The following is a 25400-nucleotide window of genomic DNA, read 5'->3' as shown; positions in this document are numbered from 1 at the left end:
TCAGTCGTAGGCCTTCATCGGCGTGAAGCGTTTTAGCTCGGTGAGTTTGTAGCCGGTGTATTGTCCCATCAGAAGAATCAGTCCCAGAATTGCAAAATGCAGCTCGGGGAAGTTGAACGTAAGATGGCCTGCCAGGGGGGCGCTCATCAGTAAATAGGCGCAGATTGCCACAAACAGACTGCCTGAGCCCTGAACCAGAACCTCCTGGCCACCTTCTTCTTCCCAGAGTATGGACATACGCTCAATGGTCCAGGCAATGATGACCATGGGGAAAAAGGTTACGGTCATACCTGTATTGAAGCCCATCTGATAACCGAAGACGCTCAGGCCTGCGGTAATAAAAATGACGAGAATGATCAGTGCCGATATCCGGGAGACCAGCAGAAGGTTCAGGCTGGAAAGGTATCCTCGCATCGCCAGCCCGATAGAAACGACTGAAAGAAAGGCGATAAGACCCGGTACGAGCGTGGTCTGTACGAAAGCGACGGCAATCAGCACTGGCATGAAGGTGCCCGAAGTGCGGATACCGATCACGATCCGCATGAATGCAACCACCAGAGCCCCGAGTGGCAGCAGCAGAAGCATGCGGAACATGCTCTGTTCTTCAATAGGGAGTTCATAGAAGCTCAGAAAACCCAGGCCCTTGCCATCAGATTGCATAGCCGCAAGCTGAAGGGCTGGCACGGTTTGCCGAAGCATGGAGAAGCTGATCTCGGAGTTACCACCTCCGACAACGTCCAGCAGTGATTCGGAACCTTGCCTCCACAGCAGAATGTCTTCCGGAACGCCTTGAGCCGCAGTTTTTGGGTTCAGCGTGAGCCAGCGTTCACCATTGTATATCTGCAGAAACGGTATCAGTTGCTGTCGCCGGCGGGCATCCTCAAGCTTCAGACCATCCGCGGTTCTGGCAGGGATGCCGGAGTGGTTGAGCATGTTAACCAGCAGTGGAAGATAATTCTCTTCAGAGACCAGCAGAGTCGTATTCTGAACTCGGGTGTCTGGTTGCATCAGGCGAATCAGTTCCCGTGTCATGCTCTCAGGTGTGCTTGAGCGCGCCTCAGCCTGAGATAAAATTTCGCGAACAGCTGTTGCCTGGGGTTCTTCCCAGAATAGCTTTTGGGTTTTTGGCTGCTGGGATGGTTGTGTCGGTTGAGCTCCCGGATCGGGTATGAATTGCGCTTTAAAGTATAGGGTTTGCGGGCCCGAAACTTCACGTTTAGTCCATTCGGCACGCCGGCTGCCGGACTTATCTATGATTGAGAAACCATAGCCCGGTGAGGCTGCCTGTTCAGTGAGGATGCGGAACCCGGGCGGCTGTTCCGGAATGTTCAGGCTTGCTACGACGGGATCGTCAGCTCCGTCAAAATCAACTCGTGCCTCTATCATCCATACCGGGCGCTGTTCTCCTGTAAGCCAGGGGATGCCCAGTTCTATGTGTCGCCATACAGCGAGTGAAATGCCAGCGGAAATCAACAGCAAAACGGCGATATAAAACGGCAAACGGGAGGGGCTACTCACTATTTTTCCCCATTGTTATTGTCGGTAAGGATAGATTCAGGTAGCTCGGTAGCATATTCCTTGCCAACATCAATCAGCATGACATCCCGGAGTACGTTGCGACCAATGAGAGCCTGGTAGGTAAGATTGCTCCGGTCTGCAAGCGTAAATTCCGCGACCTGCTGATGGTCTCCAATGGTGAATTGAAGTTCCACTACCACGCGTCGCTCAGCTTCGTCAGCGCTGGCCTGAATCACCTTGACCCGGCGGGAGATTTCCTTTTCAAGGGTGACCAGGTCCTCTGTGCCCGGTACGGGTACATCAAAGCGTACCCAGTTTCCGCCGTCCCGCTCAAAGCGGGTAATGTTGCGGGCATCAAGAGAGGACGTTTCCGCACCACTATCAATCCGGGCCTTGTAAATCAGTCCGGGACCGGCGAGATAAAAGTTTTCAACCTCGCCGACAATCACTTTTCCTTTAAGGCGGTCGGCCCGGCCGTTTGAATGGTCAGAAGCAGGGCAGGCTTTCTGGGCGGGCACGGGCGGGCAGGAAGGCTTTGCAACCTGAGTTGCAATGGCGTCCAGCACCTTTTGGGTCGCGGCTTCGTTATTTTCCAGAACCTTCTGGTGTCGAACCGTTGCGTTTTTTTCCATGGTAACCAGCGTTGCACGCTGGCTCTGAACCGAGGCGTTCAGGTCGCTGAGGTCAGATTTAGGAACCATAAAGTATCTGTCTGCTGAACACCCCGTCAGCAGAACAGTGCCTGCCAGAATGAAAACGGAGAACGTTGGCAGACCAGCTCGCAATCGTTTAGAACACATGAAAAACCCCTGAGCCGGTTACCGGCCACACTCGGGAAATACAGAGCATGACGGTTTGAAAGTGTATTGCGGAGAATATCCGGAGCCAAAGTATACAACAGTCGACCTGTGCATATGCTTTACAGTTGGTTAAGGGGATAGAACGTGATTTGTCCCCCGGCACCCTGTCAGAGCGCATATGGTCTTGCGTTCGCCCAAAAGCGGTTAAGAAAACGTAATGCCGACTATCGCGGATGACGACGAACCTTGTAATGGATATTACGTTGCGCGTCCATAGGCGGATTGAACCGCATTACAAAATTGCCAAACAGTCGTGATTCAGACGGTGAGATAGTGCTCTGGCGCCAAGCATGCCGGAGAAAAGGCAGCGAGGTTCCGATAGAATGCAATATGCGTGTAAGCTCACGTTAATCCGGATAAATACGAAAATTCATAGGAGTCTTTCTCTGTGCCTGAGGCCGTCAGCGAATTTATAGTATCCCAGCCGGGGTTGATGGCGGTATTTGTGACTCTGCTGTTTTTCATCGCAATTATTTTTGTCGTGTTTCTGGTGAAAGCCAGGGCTGAAAGCCGGGCTGCTGGCCTGCACGCTGATCTGGCTGTTTGCAGCCGTCAGATCGAAGAACTTACGAAAGAGCGTGAAAGCCAGCGGCTGGAGATTGATGAGCTTTCTACGGAGCTGACTGAAGCCCGGGCAGTGTTGAGAGAGCAGCAGGTTATGCTGAAAGAAGAGCGGCGCTTTGCTTCTGAGAAACTTACGCTGCTGGAGCGCAACCGGGATGCTCTGAAGCAGGAGTTTGAGAATCTTGCCAATCGGATTTTTGAGCAAAAGAGTGAACACTTTACCCAGCAGACTCGTACCAGTCTCGATGCCTTGCTCAACCCCTTTCGGGATCAGTTGCAGGATTTCCGCAAAAGGGTAGACGACGTATACACCTCGGAAACCAGGGACAGGCAGGCTCTTCGCAGCGAGATAAAATCACTTCAGGATCTTAACCGGCAGATTACTGAAGAGGCAGCTAACCTGACCCGGGCTCTGAAAGGCGATAAAAAAATTCAGGGTAACTGGGGCGAACTGATCCTTGAACGGGTTCTGGAAAAATCCGGGCTGCGGAAGGGTATCGAGTATGAAACCCAGGGCAGCTACCGGGACGCTGAAAAACAGTTATTGAGGCCGGATGTGGTTGTTCATCTTCCTGACAATCGAAATCTGGTGATCGACTCCAAAGTATCCTTGCTGGATTATCAGAAATGGGTGGTTGAAGAAGATGACGAAGCCCGTGAGAATGCGCTGAAAAAGCATGTTGAAGCGGTTCGAAATCATATCCGTACACTCAGTGAGAAAGACTACAGCCAGCTTGATGGTCTGCACTCGCCCGACTTTGTCTTTCTGTTTATGCCAATAGAGCCGGCATTCGTGGCGGCTTTTCAGCAGGACGAGAACCTCTTCGCAGAAGCCTTTGAGCGAAAGATTATTGTAGTAACACCAACCACATTGCTGGCGACCCTGCGGACGATTGAAAATATCTGGAGGTATGAACGCCAGAGCCAGAACGCGCGTTTGATAGCCGAGCGCGCCGGCGCAGTTTATGACAAACTCAGAGTGTTTGTAGAAGCCATGGAACGCCTTGGCGGACAACTCCATACTGCACAGGTGACGTACGACTCAGCCATGAGTACGTTGACCAGAGGGCGGGGTAATCTGATTTCACAGGCCAATCGGTTTGTGGAGCTTGGCGTGAGGGTAAAAAAGGAGCTGCCGAAAGCCATTATGGATCAGGCAGAGGTGGATGCGGAAGAACAGGCAACTGGTGAAGATAACCAGCAGGAGTAAGTACCATGGCAGTAGCGTTTGGGTATAGCCGTTTACCGGCCTTGAGGATAAAAGGCCGGCAGTTGGCCAGAGTAGTGGTAGTTGCTTCGGCTTTGCTGGCAGGGCAGGCTGCCGCGCTGGCACCGGAGCATGAAGCTCGCAGGCTGATGCTCGCGATCGAGGAGTCGGTAGCTGCCGAAAACTGGGGCGAGGCCAGTGAATACCTTAACCGTCTGCAGCTTCTGGATGCGGAAAAACCAGACGACTACAATTATTACCGTGGCAGGGTGATGTTGCAGTCTTCTCATCTCAATGAAGCCCAGGCTGCGCTTGAAGCCTATGTGACCAAGGCGGGAACTGAAGGCAGTCATTACCAGAGTGCTCTGAAACTTATCACAGGAATTGAGCGCGAAAGGAAAGAAAAAGCTTTGGTGACGCAGGTTGGCAATGACACCAAAATCGCTGTGATTGAGCCAGCAAGTGATCAGCGAACAGCATCTCTGCGCAAGCTGTATCTTGCAGACTCAGACAATGAAGCGCTTGTACTGCATCTCAACAGTTTATTGGGCGTTGCCGGGTGGCGGCAGGATCAGGCTGTGGTGCGCCTGGACCGGCCAGCAGATGTGGAGTATCGTCTGAGCAGCGGTGATAACGTTATCTCCATTCAGGAAATCCGCCGTGGAAGTCCGGGCAGTGTTACGCGAAAAACCCTGCAGATTCCGGTTTTTGGTGTAAATCCTCAAGTTGAGTGGGGATGTGAGCCGGCGGTGGCGACTTGCTGGATATACGACCCAAGAGACGGCTCCCGCCTGATCCAGCTTTCGCTAAACCGAAGCCAGGTGGAGGAGATAGCCCAGACTCTGGGTAAACTTATCCGCAACCTGCAGGCCCCCTCAGACTCCTAGCGGTTGATCTCCAGGTTACCCCGTTCGCCTTCACGGTAGGCACCCGGGGTAACCCCTGTCCACTTCTTGAAAGCCCGGTGAAAGGTCGAAGGTTCTGTGAACCCGACTTTTTCTGCGATGTCGTTAATAGAGAGTTCCTGTCGGCTCAGGTAGTAAATCGCCATATCCCTGCGCAGCAAATCCTTGATTTCCTGGAACGACGTGTTTTCCTGTTTGAGTCGCCTGCGCAGTGTCTGCGGGCTGGTGTGCAGTTCCGTCGCAATCCATTCAAAGTCAGGCAGCGGTTTTGAAAAATCCCGCCCCATGAGACCCCGGATCCGCCCGGTAAAGGTATTGCTCTCGTCCGGACGGGACAGGAGATCTGCTGGCGATGTTTTCAGAAACTGAAGCATTTCCGGCTTGTCCCGAATAACCGGAGCCGACAGAAAGCGTTTGTCGAAGGTAAGAGCTGTGCCGCCGGACTCGAATTCCAGTGGGCAATGGAAAATGTGGCGATACTCGTCGCCGTGGGCTGGCCGGGGGTAGTCGAACTCCGCTTTTTCAAGCTCCACTGGCTGGCCGATGAGCCAACAGCCAAGCCGGTGCCAGATCACCAGAATGCTTTCCCGCAGAAAGTAGTGTGGGTCGTGGATGTTGCCTTCAATCTGAGTAACCAGCCGCGCCTTATGGTCATCAACTTCCAGTCTCATGGCAGCTACAGGATCAAACAGGCGGGAAAACCGGTATGCGCGCCGATACACTGCTTCTAGCGTAGGGCAGTCAATGACCAACGCACACATGGTTGCAAATGTGCCCGCCCGGGCGCGCCGTGGCCCCATGCCCAGAAATTCATCATCCATGCGGCTCCAGGCGATCTGCAATAAAGAGCTGAACTGGTCGCTGTTAACCCTTGCCATCTCGATGCGCAGAAGATCGGGGGATATACCCGCTTCACGGAGCATTTCACCCGTGTCAAACCCCAGATGCTCTGCGCCAGCAAGGGCTGCATGCACAAAGTGCCGTGAAACTGTCAGATCAGACATCTAACTCGCCATTTCATAAAAACGAGCCCTATCATAAAACCCCCAAGCCACAATGCAACCGACGGCACTGGAAGAATCGGCTAATTGTAATGGCGTAACAGGCAGTTGGCGTCAATCGCAAAACCGTGCAGCATGGAGATCTGTGCAAAGACAATCAGAACAACACATTATAAAAAGGAGAACACTATGGCGGGTCCTTTAACCTCGATGAAAGTTCTGGACTTCAGCACGCTGTTGCCCGGGCCATACGCCACCATGTTATTGGCCGACATGGGCGCAGAGGTATTGAGAATTGAGGCGCCGGACCGGGTAGACCTTGTTCGGGTAATGCCACCTTATGATGGGGGAGTGAGTACAGCTCATGGGTTTCTCAACCGGGGCAAGCAATCTCTTGCGCTCAACCTGAAAAATGAAAGTAGCAGGGAAAAGGTTCTGGAGCTGGTCAGGGATTACGACATTGTGATCGAGCAGTTTCGCCCCGGGGTGATGGATCGCCTTGGTATTGGTTATGAAACCCTGAAAGCAATTAATCCAAAGCTTATCTATTGCGCCATTACAGGTTACGGCCAGACCGGTCCATACAAAGACCGGGCCGGGCATGATATCAACTATCTCTCCGTTGCTGGTGTTGGCAGCCACTGCGGCCGGGTGCAAAGCGGTCCGCCACCTATGGGTATCCAGATTGCCGACGTAGCGGGTGGGTCCCACCATGCCGTGATGGGGATACTTGCTGCTGTTATCCATCGGCAGCAAACCGGGGAAGGTCAGTTTGTTGATATCAGCATGACCGACGCTGCGTTCGCACTTAACGGTATGGCCGGCGCTGCCTGCCTTGCTGGTGGTCAGGAACAGAAGCCGGAAACCAGCCTGCTGAATGGTGGGTCGTTCTATGATTATTATCAGACCCGGGATAGCCGCTGGTTGTCTGTAGGAAGTCTGGAGCCTCAGTTCTCTGCAAGGTTGTGCGACATCCTCGGGTTGGCCGATATGAAAAGTCTGGTGCTCAGCCAGAAGCCGGAACATCAGAAAGCATTCAAGGCCGCGCTCAGTGAAAAGATACAGCAGAAAACACTGGAACAGTGGAAGGCTGTCTTTGCGGATGCAGATGCTTGTGTGGAGCCGGTTCTGACTATCGATGAAGCAGCGGAACACCCACAGTTGAAAGCGCGGGATATGGTAATAGGAGTCGATCGGGGTGATGGCACACTGCAGAGACAGATAGGGTTTCCGATCAAATTCGAGAAAACACCAGCTGCAACGACAAGGATTGGGCAGCCGCTGGACGGAAAGTAGCTATAAAGTATGATTTTCGCGAAATAATCTGAATATGAATTCAGTTTTCGTGACCTTCTGCTAGCTTTAATAGTGTCGCCGATGACGGCGAATCCTGTAGTCAATAATTATAAGGGTAACACTATGAAAAGCTGGAATAACCGGGCAGCGCGAACAGTGCGCGGCGCAGCGCTCGTGCTATTGGGCAGTACTGTGCTTACAGGCTGCTTTGATGGCAGTAGCTCCTCATCAGGGGCGTCTCAACCTGAGCTTGATGCCAACCTGTTTCCTGCGAATGGCAAGCTGGAAGCAACCATCAGGAGAACCGAAGGAGGAGTACCTCATATCAAAGCCGATAACCTGAAATCGGCGGCATTCGGACACGGCTATGCGCAAGCGCAGGATAACGTTTGTCTTTTGGCTGAAGCAATTGTCAAGGCGCGGAGCGAGCGTGCCAGGTACTTTGGGCCGGGGCCTGGCGACATTAACGTCATCAACGATTTCAGCTTTAAGGCTCAGAAAATATTGAGCGGGGCTGAAACCGAGTTTCCTGCGTTGAGTGATGAATCCAGAGCGCTTATCGAGGGGTTTTCGGCTGGGTACAACAAGTATGTGTCGGAGACGGATCCCGCAGATCTGCCGGCTGAGTGCAGAAATCAGCCCTGGGTTAAAGAGATATCGCCAGTTGACCTTTTAGCTCACTATCGGATCGTTGGTCAGTACGCCAGCGGCGCACTATTCGCCACAGGGGCGCTGTTCGTGGCGGTGCCTCCGGGAGAGGAAGCTAATCCTGTGCCGGTGATTGGAGCTACTGACGACGAGCCGGATGCTTTTGTCAGGCAGATTGCTCTCAATGCACGAGCTAATGCCGGCGAGATTGAAGACTTTCAGGATACGGGGCTGGCCAGTAATGCCTGGGGTGTTGGGCGCGATATGACAGAAAACGGCAAGGGCGCGCTGCTGGCAAATCCTCACTTCCCATATACCGGGCATCGCAGGCTGTATCAGGTTCAGATGACGGTGCCTGGATACCTTAATGCCATGGGAGCAGGTCTTCTTGGAACTGCGGTTCCTCTGATAAATTTCAATGAGAATCTTGGCTGGTCCCACACGGTTACAACGAGTCGTCGGTTCACTCTTTATGAGTTGACCCTCAAGGAGGGGGACGATCTTGTTTACATTAAAGATGGAAAGGAAAAGCCAATTACATCGGAAACCTTCCAGATTGAGGTATTTGATGGCTCACCAACCCCGGTAGTCCTGGAGAAGACATTTTACTATTCCGAGTATGGTCCGATGGTTTCTGCCAGCGCCCTGACCAACGGTGGCTTGCCGGCATGGGGCAACGAGGGCAAGGCTTACACCTATCGTGATGCCAATGCCAGTACTATGAAGCTCATGGATACCTGGCTGCAAATGAGCCGGGCGTCTACGCTTTCGGAATTTCAGGATGTTTTCAGGAACTGTGGGTCTACTCTCTGGACCAACTCGACCTATGCTGACGATCAGGGTAATGCTTTCTATATCGACAGCAGTTCTGTTCCGAACCTTTCCGATGCGACGCTTGCAGTCGTTCAGTTCAAACGTCAGGCCAGCCCGGCCTACAATCAGCTTTTTGAAGCCGGTTTGACGTTGCTGGATGGCGATACTTCACGGGATGACTGGGTAGAGGGTGAGTGTGCTGGCCTGGTTCCATACGAAGATAAGCCGAAGCTGTTGAGATCGGATTGGGTTCAGAACTCCAACGACAGTTACTGGTCCACCAATCCGGATCAATTTCTGACAGGGTATTCTCCGATGTTCGGGCCTGAGGAGTCGCCGTTGGGGCCTCGCACCCGGCTCGGTATCTCCATGCTGAAAAATCCAATGTCACCGGGCACGGTTTCACCTACAGCTCCACTTCCTGCCGGACAGGATGGAAAGTTCGGAGCCCTGGACCTCATCAATGTTATCTATAATAACCGCGCCTGGTACGCCGACCAGTTCCTGCCGGAGCTTCGGGACAGATGTGCTGCGATAGGATCCGCGCCCGTCAATCTGCCGGAAGGTGGATCGCGGACGGTAGATCAGGCTTGTAATGTTCTGCAATCCTGGGATGGCCTGTACAACGTGGATAGTGTGGGCGCTCATGTTTATCGGGTCTTCATCGCAAACTACAGACAGAGCTTTGGCTCGGATTTGACGGTCGCTTTTGATCCTGAAGACCCTGTAGGAACACCATCGACCCCTTCAGCTGCGAATGCTGGAACCGCCAATGACGTTATGCTTCAGGCGCTTGCAGTTGGGCTGAACGCACTTGATCAGGTCAACATTGCCTATGACGTACCCCTCGGAACGGTCCAGTATTATCAGCCCTCTGGTGGTGCGCTGCCGGGATTGGCGGGAGGAAGTCTGAGTGGTGGAATGCCAACGGACCTTGGTGCTTCCTTTCCCTGGCACGGTGGCGATGGATCCGTTGATGGTGCATTTAATGCTATAGGTGTGGTGTCCGATTCGTTTTTTGAGGATACGCGCTTCCCTCGCGTTGCTCCCGGCACTATTGACGGCACAGCAGGGTTGTCTGCGACCAGTGGCGAAGGCTGGCGAATGGCTCGCGGTACCAGTTGGCACTTTGGTCTGGAGTTTACCGATAATGGCCCGGAGGCCTATGGCCTGGTAAGTTACTCCCAATCAACCGATTTTGAGTCGGCATTCTTCAATGACCAGAGCTTGAGATACTCGGAGAAGAACTTCCGGCCCTTTATCTTCAGGGAAGGAGATATTGACGCAAATCTCCTTCCTCAGGGGGAAGTGACTATTTCGAACTGATTCGTGCAAATAAAAAAGGGACGGCATTTGCCGTCCCTTTTTCGTTCTGCTGGTTGCTTAGTCTTGTTGTACGACTTCAGTGATATCCGGATCAGAGCCCGCGACATTGGGAACAACTACTGTGCCTTTTGTCGAGATAACACTGGCAGTTTCAGACACCATTTCTGTAAAGACCCGCACGTCCAGAGGCCCGCCTTGAGGTAGGACCGGTGTGCTGTGGGTTCCGCCAAGATAGCGGGTGATTGTTGCATTACTCACTGGTACAGGAACGCCGTCGCCCGTTACTGCGGTCGCATTCAGCACCCTGGCGAAAGCCTCAGTGCCAGAAAGGTAGGCTTCGAATGCCTCACCAAGTGGGTTGGCCAGCGGATCATTTGGTATTACCAGATCACCATTTACCTGCGACAACACGACTTTGGATGCAGACAGATCATCAGCAAAATTGATCGGGTCTACAGAGTCCAGAGCGGCCTGGAAGACATTGAAGAATGTTTCCAGATTCGCATCGCCTTGCTCTAACCCGGCAGCAGCTTGCAGTCCGCCCAGAATAGATGGAGCAAACGCTGGTGAGTTCTCCAGCATGCGAACAATGCCTGCGCCCGGAGTCAGCAATTGCGCGGCAACGATATCGTCCTCAGATTCAGAAGAGCTGTTTGCGACGGCAACGAAGGGCGCTCCGACAATGGTGCCAAGTGAGTGACCAGTGAAGTAAACCTGAGTTGGATCAAGGTCAGGGCCAGCGGTGCCATCGAAGTCCAGGGACCCGAGAGATTCGCGCAGGTTCAGCAGATCGAGAACTCCCTGACGGATCTTGTCACGGGAGTTGGTGAAGTTGGTCAGGTTGATGAACAGGCTACCGGAATCACCAGTGGTGGCCGTCATGGGTACCGGTTGATTTGCTGCTCCGGCTGTGAAATTAAAGTGACGCTCATTTCCGGTTTGCGCAAGACCCGGAACGGTGGAGCCAGCATTGGCTACAGCATTCTCAAGCCCGATTGCTCCGGCAAGAGATGGTTTTGCAGTTGGCGCAAGAGCATCCAGCGCACCACTCAGAACCGTATTGATAGCATTTTGGATCTGCGCCGGGTCTGTAGGGTCTGAAATGCCAAGGTTTGGTGCGCCACCGGGGTTTGCGGCGTCCAGTGCTGTCTGGATCTGGAGTAATGCTCCTACCTTGAAGGAGCCATTAATTACGGCTTCACGAGTAGCTGCATCGTTGGTTTGGCCAGCAGCTTCCAGGAGCGTGCCTGCCAGAGCTTCCTGGTCGGTTTGTGAGAAAGGCGCTACACCATGCAGTGGCAGGTCAATTGCAACGACAGCAACGTTGGAATTTTTTGCCAGAGCGCTGCCGAAGGTCAGGGCTGCACTGCGGTCGGTTGTGATGCCGTGTTGGTAAATGACGGTTTCAAGAGGTGTCGAGCCATCATAGCTTGCCGGGTACAGAATAATGATCGGTACAGTCTGAGCGCTGTTGGTTGCTTTAGGGAAGGGGAAGCGATAGTTAACAACGTCGCTGACCGAGGCGTCTGACTGAGCCAGCTGAACACCAAGCTGGTCTCCAATATTTGACGCTGCAACCAGATCTGCGGTGAAGTCACTGGAATTGATTACAGCACCTTCGGCTTCAGTCTGGCCTGTAGGAACACCCAGGTAATAGGGCAGATCAATTGTGCCCTGCACGATATTCACATCGCCAAAATCAACAAACTGACTCGTGATTGCCGATACCAGGGTGACGTCCTGAGGGGCACCAAAAGAAGCGCTGGAACTGCGGTCGTCGGGGTTCGGTAACAGAGAGCCCAGCCCTGCATTGAGAGCATTTGCAATGGCATCCGGATTTGCGCCGGCTTCTGCTGCGCCTGCTGCTGCAGCCAGTGCCGGGAATGCTGTTTCACCACCTGCGAGGGCAGCTTTTACACCCGCTACCCGGGCGGCACCGGCAACAGTATCCCGGAAGTAACTGGTCGGGTCGGCAATGTACTTCAGCACTTCCTCGTCATTTGAGGTGGTAAAGCTGTATGACAGTGCAATATCGTCAACAGTCAGCGGCGTTGGACGCGTTGTATTGTTTACTCCGAAATAGCTGCCTGCGACGTTTTCCCAGAAGCTATTGATAATTGTGCGGACAGCAGCCAGTGAAGCGGTGCCCAGCGGCTGGGTTTCATCGGTCAGGTTGCTATAGGTCGGTGAGGCGATAATCGGGTCGCCATTAATATCCTTTACTTCCTTGGTTACGACAACCAGATAACGCTTCTTGGGATCAAGAGGAACCGTGGGGTGAATCCGGATTGCCGAAGTACCATCCAGTTCTACAACTTCATGTGTGTAGGTCGGGTTCTGTGCCAGGCCTGCCAGGTAAGCGCCAGCTTCAGGCTGGTTCCGGCCGTCAAGATCCTGGGGCAGAGCCCCTGCCGCAACCTGTGCTGTTATTGCCAGCGGGATTGTCGGTGGTTCACCCATGCCAAGACCCTGGACCGGATCGCCACTGGCGTATTCCAGTTCAATCAGGAACACGTTCTGGTTCGGGTTGGGGGCCGGTACCGGGCCGGATTCTGTTGTCATGATGATGAATGGACGGGAATCCACAGAATCGGGATCAATCTGTCCGTTCAGGCGTACAACGGCCGGAGCAACTGTCGATGCACCGCTGAGCCTGTTGAGCGCGCTGGTTACTGGAGGTGAGGTGTCTGCAACGCTGAAGGATCCATCAGCCTCAATGATGGCTGTAGTCGGATCATCAGACTTGAATATCAGGTCGTTGGGAAGAGGTAGTTCACTGGTAACCGGATTAAAAACGGGCCAGGTTTTCCCGTCAATATCGGGGTTACTGATTGGATAATCCGGATTAGCATTCGCCCCCTCGTCACCGCCACTGAGGCAGCCTGTTAGCCCAAGGGAAGACGCCACGGCAAGACTTATTAGAGTTTTCTTGAACATGGGTGGAACCTTTTCCTGTTGTTGTATCGTTATGTTCGGCAACTAACGGGGCCGGTCTGATCCGGTAAGCCCGATGTCAGAGGCCTGTTCTGCATAAACGGTTGTCTGAAATTATAGTCAGCGCTTCAAGCCAATTTCCGTATCTGTGACTATAGCGTCACTATAGCCAGTGTTGATCAGCCAAAAGTGTGATTCTTGCTATTTGAATCCTCCTTGCACAGCTCATACAAAAGGGAGCTTTGCCTGCATGAAAAATAGTTGGCTGGTGTTTGTTTGTCGAGCTGTGGGTGGTGATATGTTGCTGTTTTTACAATTTGTATCAATCGCCCGCCAGAACGGGCGTGCAGGCGGGCGACTGAGTTATTTGAAATCTGAAAAATCCGGTTTGCGCTTTTGCATGAAGGCGCTGAAAGCTTCGGCTGCTTCCGGTGATTTCAGGCGTTCCGCAAACAGCTCGCCTTCGGCCAGCATCGTTGCGGTAAGCTGTTCGTGAACGGGGTGGCTCAGAAGTTTTTTGGTCGCCCGGATGGCCGCTGGCGGCTGACCTGCGAGTTTCTGGCAGGCATCAAGCGCGGCTGCTTCAGTGTCTGAGGGATCGCATACGCGGTTAATCAGCCCCAGGCGATAGGCGTCGTCTGCACTGAATGCCCCGCCCAGCATCAGGAGTTCTGCTGCACGCACCCGGCCAATCCATGAAGGAAGCAGCAGGCTGGAGCCACCCTCGGGACACAGGCCCAGGCTGGCAAATGGCATCTGGAAGCGGGCATTGCTGCCAGCGAAAACCATGTCGCAGTGCAGAAGCATAGTGGTGCCAATGCCGACCGCTGGCCCGTTTACCGCTACGACCACCGGCTTTTGTGTGTTTGCCAGAAGAAAGAGAAAGCGCCCCACGGGTGTTTCTGCAAAGGTGCCTTTCAGGCCGCTGGCAAAATCACCCAGATCGTTGCCTGCGGTAAAACAGTCTTCACTGCCGCAAAACAGAACGCAACGAATGCCGGTATCTTCACTGGCTTGTTCAATTGCATCTCCCAGCGCGGTGTACATCGCGTGGGTGAGGGCGTTTTTGCGCTCAGGCCGGTTGATGCGAACGGTCAGAACCTGATTGCTGATTTCGGTAAGAACAAGGTCGGTCACGGTTTCTCCTGAAGCACTTTACTGATGTTGTTTTATTCTTTAGTTAGGATGATACCTTTTTCTCGGAGTTTGTTAAGAAAAGCTTCTCCTTCTGTCTACCCCTCGCTCTTTCGATTTTCTGGTAAACTGTGCCACCTGTTTTTTGACGATACGATCATAACTAGACCAACCTGATGAGGCGCCTATGACCACCGTAATTCGCCAGGATGACCTGATTGAAAGTGTAGCCGACGCGCTGCAGTTCATTTCTTACTATCATCCCAAAGATTTTATCCAGGCTGTTCACGAGGCCTACCAGAAGGAAGAATCGCAGGCGGCCAAGGATGCCATGGCGCAGATTCTGATTAACTCGCGCATGTGTGCCCAGGGCCACCGGCCGCTTTGCCAGGATACGGGTATTGTTACCGTATTCGTAAATGTCGGCATGAACGTTCAGTGGGATTGTGATATGCCGCTGGACGACGTAATCAATGAAGGTGTGCGTCGCGCATACACTAATCCGGACAACGTGCTACGCGCGTCGATTCTGGCTGACCCGGACGGCAAGCGCCAGAACACCGGAGACAACACGCCGGCGATCATTCATTACAAGATCGTGCCGGGTGACACAGTTGAAGTACATGTGGCGGCAAAAGGTGGCGGCTCTGAAGCCAAATCCAAATTTGCCATGCTGAATCCGTCTGACTCTGTTGTGGACTGGGTTCTGAAAATGGTTCCACAGATGGGTGCTGGCTGGTGCCCGCCCGGTATGCTGGGTATTGGCATCGGCGGGACTGCCGAGAAAGCCATGGAGATGGCGAAGGAATCTCTGCTGGATCCGATTGATATCCACGATCTGCAGGCCCGTGGCGCATCTAATCGGGCCGAGGAGTTGCGCCTTGAACTTTTTGACAAGGTCAATGATCTTGGTATTGGCGCTCAGGGCCTGGGTGGCCTGACAACTGTTCTGGATGTGAAAGTAAAGGATTACCCTACTCACGCTGCGAACAAGCCGGTTGCGATTATTCCCAACTGTGCCGCTACCCGCCATGCGCACTTTACGCTGGACGGCACTGGCCCGTCTCTTCAAACGCCGCCGAGCCTGGAAGACTGGCCGGAAATCACCTGGGAAGTGGGTGAGGGTGTGCGTCGTGTAAATCTGGATACGGTTACGCCGGAAGACGTGAAGGACTGGCAGCCAGGTGAGACGGTTCTGCTGTCCGGAAAGATGCTGACCGGTCGCGATGCCGCGCACAAGAAAATGGTTGATATGATCAATAACGGCGAAGAGCTTCCGGTGGATCTCAAAGGCCGCTTCATTTACTACGTTGGCCCGGTTGATCCGGTCCGTGAAGAAGTCGTTGGCCCTGCCGGCCCCACTACGGCAACGCGTATGGACAAATTCACCCATACCATGCTGGAAAAAACCGGCCTCACCGGAATGATCGGTAAGGCGGAGCGTGGTCAGATTGCAATCGACGCTATCAAAGAGTTTGGAGCGGTTTATCTGATGGCTGTAGGAGGCTCTGCTTATCTGGTATCCAAAGCTATCAAACATGCGGAGGTGGTTGCATTCCCGGAACTGGGAATGGAAGCCATTTACGAGTTTGACGTGGAAGATATGCCGGTGACCGTGGCGGTGGACTCCAAAGGCACGTCAGTTCACCAAACAGGTCCGGTGGAGTGGCAGGAGAAGATTATCGCTGCGAAGGCGGTTTGAGCTGTTGATTTTTTGGATACCGCGGAGAATAGGATGCAACGCTTATTCTCCGCGGTATCTATGTAAAGAATAGCGGGAGGGCGCTACGTTGCGCTGCCCTGTCTGAAAGCGAGCTTGGTAGTGCCGGTGAAGGCCGCAGCATTTACCATAAAGGCCAGCACAATCTCGCCTGATGATAGCGAATCGAAGGAATAGGTCCAAAACGGCGACAAGCCCGCAAGCAGCATTAAGAATAGTACCCCTGCAATGCCGCATAAGATCGAAAAGTACAACACTAGCCAAGTATTTCCGGCCAGAGACCAACCTCTCCAATGGCAGAGCAGCAAAGCAGTAATTATCGCAGCCCCCAGGTTGCCAGCCAGATTTCGCTCAAAACCCAGCCATAGATTTACGGCTAGACCTGCGGCAGACAGGCCTAGCGCACAAATGAGACACACTAAAGAACTAATCAGAATGCTCTTATACGTCATACTTCGACCATCCGAAAATAATATTCGACTTGTCTGGAGTGAAGCATACGATATCAGTTGATCAGGGAATTCCGGTTTGCCGGAATCGCTTTGTGTCGGCTTTGTAGCTCTGCACTCGCGCTCTCGCCTTGCTGATAAGAAGCCTCACCAACACCTACCAAGATAACGGATACTGCAAAACCGACAATGCCTCCGGTAGACGCGCCATGCTTGATAATACTCCACGTTGCCGCACCAACACCGTAGGCCCCTGGGTTGGCCCCGACAACGCTGGACAACCTCCCAAACTTTCTATGAGCCTCAACGATTTCTTCAAGTTCTCTGTTGGTGAGCGACCACTTTTCCCATCTTGCCTGTACGAGTATATTCGCTATTTTACCTTCCATCTGACCACAGAAAGCTCGGTGACTGGTGCTAAAGCTATGCACCATTTCCATGACTTCTCTGCGACGGCTTCCGTCTAGATGCCGATACAGTATAATGCCAGCTAATGACGCCACAACGCGGTTATAGTCGGTATCTCTAGGGATAAGAGCCTTCGATATACCTATTATGTTCGCAAGCTTAAAAGCTGCTTCGCTCATACGCTCTGGCGTTTCGTAAGGGATCATTTCGATAAAATTAGTCATTGTACTCACTTCCTTGTTGGCTATTTTCCTAAAGTGAAGCCACATTGCTTCACCATTCTATTTAAACCCAATCTGACTTCGCCCTCATCCAAAATGCCGTTAGGCATTGACGTTAGCCCAGGTAAAAACTGAACACTCTGCAACCAACCTTCAATAGGTCTAACCCAATACCCATGTACTTGTCGGGCGCTGCCAAATTGAACCTTCAGTAACCCGGTCGAGCCTCCCGGGTCACTCAAAGCCTTTTGACTGAGTTCGCTTATTTCATATGGTAGCCCGCTATAAAAATAGGGAATATATCCATTTGAACTCACCGGAAACCCATCGAGTGTTGCCGGGCTTACATCTTTCCTTCCTTCCTTCTGCAGTCTGACTATCCACACTAAGTAAGATTCGCCAGACTGGTAGCCAAAACTGACCCCCTCAAACTCAGAAGTGAAGCTGTCATCGATAAAAAAAGCTGACGAATCTATTGGGATTCCCGCCAGTGTGCAGTTCAAACGTCCAGACGGGCTTGTATATGTCGTTTCTGATAGAGAACCCTCGAGTTGGGGGCGAGCCAGAGTTTTACCCCCTAAAAGAGTAAGCGACAGAAAGACAAAAATGAGACTAGAGAGCTGGGAGGGGAATATGCACAAAATGGATCCTTCCATCGTATAGCTTTCATCCATGTGGTGGACGAACAATATCTTGACCCTCCATCTATTTCAACCTCAGTTTCATTAATCGGTTTGAGGTATCTGCTATCAGTCTATGTTGCCGCTGTATTCGCAGATCACTCAAAAACGCCAAAACCCAAATTGCAAGAGCCGGGGAAGCGTTCGTGCTAGAGCTAATGTTGGAGCTTTGGCTTCAGAGCCTTAACTTGAACAGCTAATGTTTAAATGCTTGCCCCAATCTGGCGGCAGCTTTGCGTATTTTTCAAAGTCTGGTTGCTCGTCATACGGCCGCTCCAGAACTTTAATCAGCTCCTTCATGGGTTCGAAATCGCCATTCTGTGCTTCCAGAATTACTTTTTGTGCCAGATAGTTCCGCAGGATGTATTTTGGATTAACCTGTCGCATCCCGTACTCACGCTCATCGTGGGCGCGGGTTTCTTTTTCCAGTCGCTCCTCATAGCGTGTGAGCCACTCATCAGCAATTTCACGGTTCACAAACAGATCCCGCACGGGCGCATGGCCCTGGGCGTACAGGTTCGACAGCGCCCGGAAAAAAGCGGTGTAGTCGGTATGTTGTTCGTTGAGCATGCTGAAGGTGTCCATAATCAGGCCCAGATCGCCTTCGTCTTCCTGCGCCAGGCCCAGTTTGTCCCGCATGTTCTGTAAAAAACGCTCGTTGTAGGCGGATTCGTAGCGCTGCAGACTGTTGCGAATGGTGTTTTCATCCATCACCGGCAGCAGAGCATTGGCAAGATACTGGCAGTTTGCAAAGCCCACCTGAGGCTGGCGGTTATAGGCGTACCGCCCTCCCTGGTCAGTGTGATTGCAGATGTACCCGGCATCAAAGTCGTCCAGAAATGCGAAAGGCCCGTAGTCGAAGGTATCCCCGACGATGGACATGTTGTCGCTGTTCATAACGCCATGGCAGAATCCTACCGCCTGCCAGTCGGCAATAAGCCGGGCAGTGCGCTCCACCACTTCTTCAAACCACCGGGCGTAACGTTCTTCCTCTGCAAGCTTGATCAGATGAGGAAAGTGGAGCGCGATAACATGCTCCAATAGAGTTTTGACCGCTTCCGGGCCTTCATGGTGTGCTGCAAATTCAAAGTGGCCAAAGCGGATATGGCTCTGAGCGACGCGCACCAGAGCCGCTGCGGTTTCAATGGATTCCCTGCGTACCGGGTCCCGGGCACTGACCATAAACAGGGCCCGGGTGGTTGGAATGCCCAGACCGTTCATGGCCTCGCTGCAGAGATACTCCCGAATAGTTGAGCGCAGAACCGCCCGGCCATCCCCGAAGCGGGAGTAGGGTGTCATGCCTGCACCTTTCAGGTGCCAGTCCCAGCGGCGGCCATCGGGGCCGACGGTTTCCCACAAAAGAAGCCCCCGGCCATCACCCAGCTCCGGGTTGTACATTCCGAACTGGTGGCCAGTGTATTTCATGGCAACCGGGTCCATGCCTTCAAGTAGCTCGGTACCCCCGCCAATTCCGGCCCAGTCGGCTTCATTGCTGACATGGAAACCCATTTTTTCAGCCAGTTCGTGGTTAAAACAGGCTATTTTGGCACCTTTGAGCGGAGTGGGTTTTACACGAGTGTAGAAACTGTCCGGGAGTTCCAGGTAGCGATGCTCTATGCGAAAACCCTTGTTGCTCATATGCACCTATACTCCAGTGTGGTACGAATTCTGCTGAATACTTGATTAACCGATTCATCAATGACGGGAACTTTAACGTGTCTGACCGTGAGCTTAAACCAACTATCGATGCCCTGATCGAGCGAGAAGGGCTTCCTCACAACTACGCTGCTACCGTAGAACAGACTATCCTGCCCCTTATAGAACATATTGTTTCTTTGAGGAAGGTGAAAGGCAGAACCGTTGTTGTGGGCGTTCATGGCGCTCAGGGTACCGGTAAATCAACCCTGGCGCTGTTCCTTACGAAGCTGTTGTGCGATCACTGGCACTGCCAGACCGCGAGTTTTTCGCTGGATGATATCTACCTTACCAGAGCTGAGAGACAGGTGCTCGCTGAGAAAATACACCCGTTGTTTAAGACCCGCGGCGTGCCAGGAACCCACGATGTAGAGCTTGGGGAACGCATAATTGATCAACTCCGTCACGCAGGACCTGGGGATCAGACCCCTATCCCTGCGTTCGACAAGTCTCATGATGACCGCGTGCCTGAGAGCGAATGGCCGGTTTTTGAAGGACCCGCAGAGGTTATTCTTATTGAAGGCTGGTGTCTTGGTGCTTTGCCTGAAGACGATAGCGCTCTTGCCGCCCCGCTCAACACGCTGGAGGCGGAGGAAGATCCATCAGGCACCTGGCGAAGTTATGTAAACCAATGCCTCAGGAGCACATATCAGAATTTTTTCGGGGGACTGGACAGCCTTATCATGCTCGAGGCGCCGTCGATGTCGCGGGTTCTGGAATGGCGTACGCTGCAGGAGCACAAGCTGGCGGAAAAAACGGATGACGCACCAAATGAGTGCCATCCGGACCCGGCTGCACGGAATCTGCGCATTATGAGTGATCAGGAGGTCATCCGTTTCGTCATGCATTACGAGCGGGTTACCCGGTCCTGTCTTAAGGACCTCCCGGGCCGGGCGGATGCACTGATTCGGGTCTCGGCAGACCACTCTCTTGGCCGTCCCTGCTTCCGTACAAGAACATAAAGGAATCTTCCATGGCCAGAACGCGGCTGCTCATATTTTCTGATCTGGATGGAACCCTGCTTAACCATGAAAACTATGGTTGGCAGCAGGCGGTACCGGCATTGAAGCGGGTTGCGGAGGCCGGTATCCCTCTGATCCTTAACACCAGCAAAACTGCCGCGGAAGTCCGGATATTACGCCAGCAGCTGGGAAATACGGATCCTTTTATAGTAGAGAACAGTGCGGCTGTGGTTATTCCGGTAGGTACTTTCGGAAATGAGAGTGAGCTGATTGTACATTTTGGGGCATCCCGGGCTGAAGTTCTCGGGGTACTGGCAGCGCAGAGAGCGAATGGTGCCCGTTTTAGGGGCTTTTCGGATATGTCTGATGAGGAACTGGCGGAATTCTCCGGGCTGGATACTGCCTCGGCCGCACGGGCCCGGCAACGACTGGGAACCGAGCCGCTTTTGTGGGAGGGAACCGACGATGAGCGTCTGCGTTTTGAGGCCGCACTGAGTGCTGACAACCTGCGACTTGTGAAAGGCGGTCGGTTCTATCACGCCATGGGTATTTTTGATAAGGCCGATGGGGCCCGCTTTTTGCAGAACAAATATCGGGAGCGATATCAGGAGCTCTATGGTGACGAGCGGGTGACGGCTATTGCCCTGGGAGACAGCCCCAATGATCAGCAAATGCTGGAGGAGGCAGATATCCCCGTTGTTATTCGTGGAGTTAACAGCAGTGAGGTGCAGTTACCCTCAGAGAAGCACGCTATGCGCTCTCTCAAACCTGGCCCGGAAGGCTGGAATGAGTGTGTACTCAATCTCCTGTTTGAGTATGGGTATTAGTACAACAAAGGAGAATCGCCATGGGCGACTTTTACCAGAATGGCATTGTTACCACACTGCATAATCTTGTTCGCCGGCCTGTAGAGGATCTGGAGGCCGAGTTGATGACCTTTCGCAAGTCCCGGCCGATGTCTCTCGTGTTGCCGTCGTTGTATTCCGAACTGGAAGGGCCTGCGTTAAAGAATATCGTGCATGAACTCACGAAAGTGCCTTATCTGGACGAAATCATTATCGGTCTGGACCGGGCCAGTGAAGAGCAGTACCGCCATGCGCTGGAATATTTCTCTGAACTTCCCCAGAACTTCAAAGTTCTCTGGAACGATGGGCCGCGCCTCAGAGCCATTGATCAGAAACTTCAAGAGCAGAACCTGGCGCCTACGGAAATGGGTAAGGGGCGCAACGTATGGTACTGCTTCGGCTATGTATTGGCCTCTGGAGTAAGCGAATCGGTTGCTCTGCACGATTGTGACATCCTCACCTATTCACGAGACCTGGTGGCCCGCCTGATTTATCCGGTGGCCAACCCGGGTTTCAACTATATGTTCTGCAAGGGTTACTACGCCCGGGTGGCAGACGGGAAGATGAACGGGCGTGTCAGTCGCCTTCTGGTGACCCCTCTGATTCGCGCTCTGAAAAAGGTATGTGGCCCGAGCGATTTTCTGGATTACCTGGACAGTTACCGCTATCCCCTGGCTGGAGAGTTTTCTTTTCGCACGGATGTGATTAATGATCTTCGCATTCCCAGTGACTGGGGGCTGGAAATTGGCGTGCTCTCGGAAATGAAACGGAACTATGCCACCAACAGGCTATGCCAGGTGGACATTGCTGATGTATATGATCACAAACATCAGGAGCTCTCACAGGAGGATGCCAATCAGGGACTGTCCAAGATGAGTGTGGATATTTCCAAGGCGCTGTTCAGGAAACTGGCCACGAACGGTGAGATATTCTCTAGCGAGAAATTCCGGACCATCAAGGCTACCTATTTCCGTATTGCTCTGGATTTTGTGGAGACCTACCAGAATGATGCCATCATCAATGGCCTTGGGTTTGATCGCCATAAGGAAGAAAAGGCTGTTGAGCTGTTTGCCCAGAATGTGATGAGCGCGGGCGCACATTTCCTTGAGAACCCGATGGATACGCCCTTCATTCCAAGCTGGAACCGGGTAACCAGTGCGATTCCGGATATCAAGGAGCAATTGCTGGAGGCTGTGGATCTGGACAATAAGGAATTCCGGCCATGAGCCAGGTTCTGAGGGCTAAACTGGTCAGTATGCTTGAAACTGTCTATCCGGCGCTGGATTGTCACTTCCTTGCCGGGCAGCTTCTGACAACCATGGGGCTGCAGGCGGATCAGCCCCCGCCGCCGGCACATCAGAACCACTGGTCTGAGTCCGACATCGTGCTGATCACCTATGCGGATACGGTTCAGCAAGCGGGTGAGAAGCCGTTGGCAACACTGCACCAGTTTCTGAATCATTGTCTTTCCGAGAGTATTTCTGCTGTCCATATACTGCCTTTCTTTCCTTACAGTTCCGATGACGGCTTCTCGGTGATGGACTATCTTGCGGTTAATGAGTCTCACGGAAACTGGGACGATGTCGAAGCCATCGCACGGGACTTCAAACTTATGGCTGATCTGGTGATCAACCATATGTCAGCGCGCAGCCGCTGGTTTGAGAATTTCAAAAAACGGATTGATCCCGGCAAGGACTACTTCTTTGAGGGAAATCCCAGGGACGACTTGAGCGCGGTAGTCAGGCCGCGCACGTCACCATTGCTTACACCTGTCCAGACGGACGATGGCGAGCGCTATGTATGGTGTACCTTCAGCGAAGACCAGGTTGACCTTAACTTTGCCAACCCTCAGGTGTTGATCGAGTTCGCTGCCATTGTCCGTTATTACCTCGAACGAGGCGTTGTTATCTTCCGGCTCGACGCCGTAGCGTTCCTGTGGAAAGAGCCCGGGACCCCGAGTATCCACCTGCAACAGACCCATGAACTGATCAAAGTCCTGCGCCTGCTGATAGAGCACCACAGCCCGGATGCTGTCATCATTACCGAAACCAATGTGCCTAACCGCGAGAATCTCACGTATTTCGGCAACGCTAACGAAGCTCACGTAATCTACAACTTCTCTCTGCCGCCTCTTCTGATCAATACGCTGGTTACGGGTGACTGCAGGCATCTGAAAACCTGGCTCATGAGCATGCCGCCGGCACAGATGGGAACCACCTATCTGAACTTTATAGCGTCCCACGATGGGGTTGGTATGCGGCCCACAGATGGGCTTTTGTCTGAAGAGGAAAAGCAGCGACTGGTCAACACCATGGAGTCGTTCGGCGGTAAAGTGTCCTTCAGGCGTACATCAGATGGCCGGGACCAAGCCTATGAGATAAATATCGCTCTTTATGATGCCCTGAAGGGCACAGCCGGAAACGGAGCGGATCATTGGCAGTTGCAGCGGTTTATCTGTGCGCACACAGTAATGCTTGCGCTGGAAGGCATACCCGCTTTTTACATACACAGTCTGCTGGCGACGGAGAACGATGTTGAGCGAGTGGAACATACTGGCCGCCTGCGCTCTATCAATCGGAGCCAGTGGCAACTTGCGGATCTGGAAGATGAGCTTAAAAACCCGTTGAGCCATCACAGCAAAGCCTACCAGGAATTGAAGCGCCTGATTACGATTCGCCGCAGACAGCCAGCTTTTCATCCCAATGCGACCCAGTTCACCTTGCATCTGGGGCTAAAGCTGTTCGGCTTCTGGCGCCAGAGTATGCGCCGGGACCAGTCCATTTTCTGTATTCATAACATAAGTGACGAGGTACAGCAGGTGGCATTGAGTGACATCAACCTGATAGGTACGGATCACTGGCTTGATCTTATCGCCGGTACAACTATCGACGACCTTTCCGGCTCTATCACCCTGAAGCCTTATCAGAGTGTCTGGCTGTCCAATCGGGAGTAGGGCAGAATGCCCCTATGTCCAAAACGTCCACTCTCCGAAAACCCAGAATTCTCCTGCTTTCTGCCTATGATGCGGGCAGCCATCGCCGCTGGAGAGAACAACTGGTGCATAGCCAGCCGGAGTTTGAGTGGCAGGTGCTGTTTCTTTCGCCCAGGTTCTTCCGCTGGCGGATCCGGGGTAACGCGCTTACCTGGCTGAACGAGCCCCTGCTGAAAGAGAGCTGGGATCTGCTGCTCGTGACGTCGATGGTAGATCTGGCGTCAATCCGGGGCTTTCATCCGAATCTGGCCCATACGCCAGCGCTTCTCTATATGCATGAAAACCAGTTTGCCTATCCGGCATCCGATGACCAGCACAGCAGCATCGACCCTCAAATGGTGAACCTTTACAGCGCTGTCGCTGCCGAAGCGGTTCTGTTCAACAGCGACTGGAACCGGCGGAGTTTTCTTGAAGGTATTGAGAAACTCTTCCGACGATTGCCCGATGGTATTCCTGAGGGAACGCTCGAACGAATTGCTGAGAAATCCAGGGTTTTGCCGGTCCCCATAGATGACGATGTATTCCGCCACACCTCGGAACGCCGGGGCTCCGGTGAACTAGAGCGTTTATGGGGTGGCAGCCCTGACGCCAGGCCCTGCTTGTCGCCGATAAGAATTGTCTGGGCCGCGCGTTGGGAATATGACAAGGGCCCCGACCGGCTGCTTGCGATTTTGCAGGAACTGGATCGCAGGGCGGTGAACTTTCAGGTGTGCATCCTTGGTGAGAGTTTCCGGAAAGTACCGGAAGCCCTGATGCTTGTTCAGCAGCAATTTTCCCACCGGCTTGTTCAGTTTGGGTACGCCTCAAGTCGCACAGAGTATTACCAATGGTTAAAAAGTGCAGATGTGGTTCTCTCAACGGCGCTGCACGAGTTTCAGGGGCTGGCTGTGCTTGAGGCGGTGGCGGCTGGTTGTGTGCCTGTTGTGCCAAAGCGTGAAGCCTACCCGGAATTGTTTGCTCCGGAATATGTGTATCCGGATTGTGGCGAGGATATCCAGGCTGAGGCTGCGCACGCAGCGACGCTGATTGAACACCAGGCTGGCAAAAGCCAGGGGGGCCAGTTGACCGTGCCAGACGTACGGAGCTTCAGTTGTGATGCATTAAAGTCGGGTTATGAAAACATCCTCATTACAACCATTCAGTCACATGGGTTATCCTGACCGCATATTCCTGACCGGACACTGATTTTTTGGCCGGGCACCCGTAAGTACCGAGATTTAAT

Annotated in this window: 18 protein-coding genes; 10 read left to right on the top strand and 8 right to left on the bottom strand. The window is 53.1% G+C overall.

The annotated features are described in order from the left end of the window. Together CPA50_RS13890 and CPA50_RS13885 are read right to left on the bottom strand one after the other, a co-directional pair. On the bottom strand, positions 1-1518 hold the full coding sequence (locus CPA50_RS13890; RefSeq protein WP_096783139.1) for an inactive transglutaminase family protein: 1518 nt from the start codon (positions 1516-1518) through the stop codon (positions 1-3). After that, on the bottom strand, positions 1518-2219 hold the full coding sequence (locus tag CPA50_RS13885; RefSeq protein WP_179397236.1) for an ATP-dependent zinc protease: 702 nt from the start codon (positions 2217-2219) through the stop codon (positions 1518-1520). Before CPA50_RS13885 ends, CPA50_RS13890 begins: the two co-directional genes overlap by 1 nt. A gap of 547 nt (positions 2220-2766) precedes the next feature. Here CPA50_RS13885 and CPA50_RS13880 point away from each other — a divergent pair. Continuing rightward, positions 2767-4152, top strand: coding sequence for a DNA recombination protein RmuC (locus tag CPA50_RS13880; protein ID WP_179397235.1), 1386 nt, complete (start codon positions 2767-2769; stop codon positions 4150-4152). A gap of 5 nt (positions 4153-4157) precedes the next feature. Beyond that, the gene (locus CPA50_RS13875; RefSeq protein ID WP_227519659.1) at positions 4158-5036 is read left to right on the top strand and encodes a hypothetical protein; all 879 of its coding nucleotides are present in this window, start codon (positions 4158-4160) and stop codon (positions 5034-5036) included. On the opposite strand, the gene CPA50_RS13870 is transcribed toward CPA50_RS13875, so the two are convergent. Further along, a complete protein-coding gene (locus tag CPA50_RS13870) occupies positions 5033-6058 on the bottom strand; it encodes an AraC family transcriptional regulator (RefSeq protein ID WP_096783137.1) in 1026 nt (341 codons plus the stop codon). The two genes, CPA50_RS13875 and CPA50_RS13870, sit on opposite strands and share 4 nt — an antisense overlap. 186 nt (positions 6059-6244) lie before the next feature. Here CPA50_RS13870 and CPA50_RS13865 point away from each other — a divergent pair, with 186 nt between their 5' ends. After that, positions 6245-7351, top strand: a complete 1107-nt coding sequence (locus tag CPA50_RS13865) for a CaiB/BaiF CoA transferase family protein (protein ID WP_096783136.1) — start codon at positions 6245-6247, stop codon at positions 7349-7351. Positions 7352-7474: 123 nt separating this feature from the next. Then, positions 7475-10138, top strand: coding sequence for a penicillin acylase family protein (locus tag CPA50_RS13860; protein ID WP_096783135.1), 2664 nt, complete (start codon positions 7475-7477; stop codon positions 10136-10138). A gap of 57 nt (positions 10139-10195) precedes the next feature. On the opposite strand, the gene CPA50_RS13855 is transcribed toward CPA50_RS13860, so the two are convergent. Both CPA50_RS13855 and CPA50_RS13850 read right to left on the bottom strand, forming a co-directional pair. Next, positions 10196-13075 (bottom strand): hypothetical protein, encoded by a 2880-nt coding sequence (locus tag CPA50_RS13855; RefSeq protein WP_096783134.1) that lies wholly within the window; start codon positions 13073-13075, stop codon positions 10196-10198. A gap of 360 nt (positions 13076-13435) precedes the next feature. Next, on the bottom strand, positions 13436-14209 hold the full coding sequence (locus tag CPA50_RS13850) for an enoyl-CoA hydratase (protein WP_096783133.1): 774 nt from the start codon (positions 14207-14209) through the stop codon (positions 13436-13438). A gap of 184 nt (positions 14210-14393) precedes the next feature. Here CPA50_RS13850 and CPA50_RS13845 point away from each other — a divergent pair, with 184 nt between their 5' ends. Continuing rightward, positions 14394-15908: a fumarate hydratase gene (locus CPA50_RS13845; RefSeq protein ID WP_096783132.1), complete on the top strand. Its 1515-nt coding sequence runs from the start codon at positions 14394-14396 to the stop codon at positions 15906-15908. 523 nt (positions 15909-16431) lie between these two features. Here CPA50_RS13845 and CPA50_RS13835 read toward each other — a convergent pair. From CPA50_RS13835 to CPA50_RS13825, 3 genes are all read right to left on the bottom strand, one after another. Further along, positions 16432-17007, bottom strand: a complete 576-nt coding sequence (locus CPA50_RS13835; protein WP_096783130.1) for a hypothetical protein — start codon at positions 17005-17007, stop codon at positions 16432-16434. A 20-nt stretch (positions 17008-17027) separates the two neighbouring features. Beyond that, positions 17028-17660 (bottom strand): hypothetical protein, encoded by a 633-nt coding sequence (locus CPA50_RS13830; RefSeq protein WP_179397234.1) that lies wholly within the window; start codon positions 17658-17660, stop codon positions 17028-17030. A 207-nt stretch (positions 17661-17867) separates the two neighbouring features. After that, positions 17868-19322, bottom strand: coding sequence for a protein adenylyltransferase SelO (locus CPA50_RS13825; RefSeq protein ID WP_096783128.1), 1455 nt, complete (start codon positions 19320-19322; stop codon positions 17868-17870). Between the two features lie 77 nt (positions 19323-19399). On the opposite strand from CPA50_RS13825, the gene CPA50_RS13820 reads away from it, so the two are divergent. Genes CPA50_RS13820 through CPA50_RS13800 form a run of 5 tightly spaced genes read left to right on the top strand, consistent with a single transcriptional unit; the run spans position 19400 to position 25338 of the window. Beyond that, on the top strand, positions 19400-20341 hold the full coding sequence (locus CPA50_RS13820) for a hypothetical protein (protein ID WP_096783127.1): 942 nt from the start codon (positions 19400-19402) through the stop codon (positions 20339-20341). 11 nt (positions 20342-20352) lie between these two features. After that, a complete protein-coding gene (locus CPA50_RS13815; protein WP_096783126.1) occupies positions 20353-21168 on the top strand; it encodes an HAD-IIB family hydrolase in 816 nt (271 codons plus the stop codon). Positions 21169-21188: 20 nt separating this feature from the next. Further along, entirely contained in the window at positions 21189-22412 is a 1224-nt protein-coding gene (locus CPA50_RS13810) for a glycosyl transferase (protein WP_096783125.1), read from the top strand. Beyond that, on the top strand, positions 22409-24139 hold the full coding sequence (locus tag CPA50_RS13805) for a sugar phosphorylase (RefSeq protein ID WP_096783124.1): 1731 nt from the start codon (positions 22409-22411) through the stop codon (positions 24137-24139). The genes CPA50_RS13810 and CPA50_RS13805 overlap by 4 nt, the downstream gene beginning before the upstream one ends. 14 nt (positions 24140-24153) lie before the next feature. Further along, positions 24154-25338, top strand: coding sequence for a DUF3524 domain-containing protein (locus CPA50_RS13800; protein WP_096783123.1), 1185 nt, complete (start codon positions 24154-24156; stop codon positions 25336-25338). Positions 25339-25400: the final 62 nt, after the last annotated feature.

It is taken from the genome of Marinobacter sp. ANT_B65, from assembly GCF_002407605.1.
GTDB lineage: Bacteria > Pseudomonadota > Gammaproteobacteria > Pseudomonadales > Oleiphilaceae > Marinobacter.
Note: the sequence above shows the minus strand (reverse complement) of the source record. Positions and strands in the feature narration are given on the sequence as shown.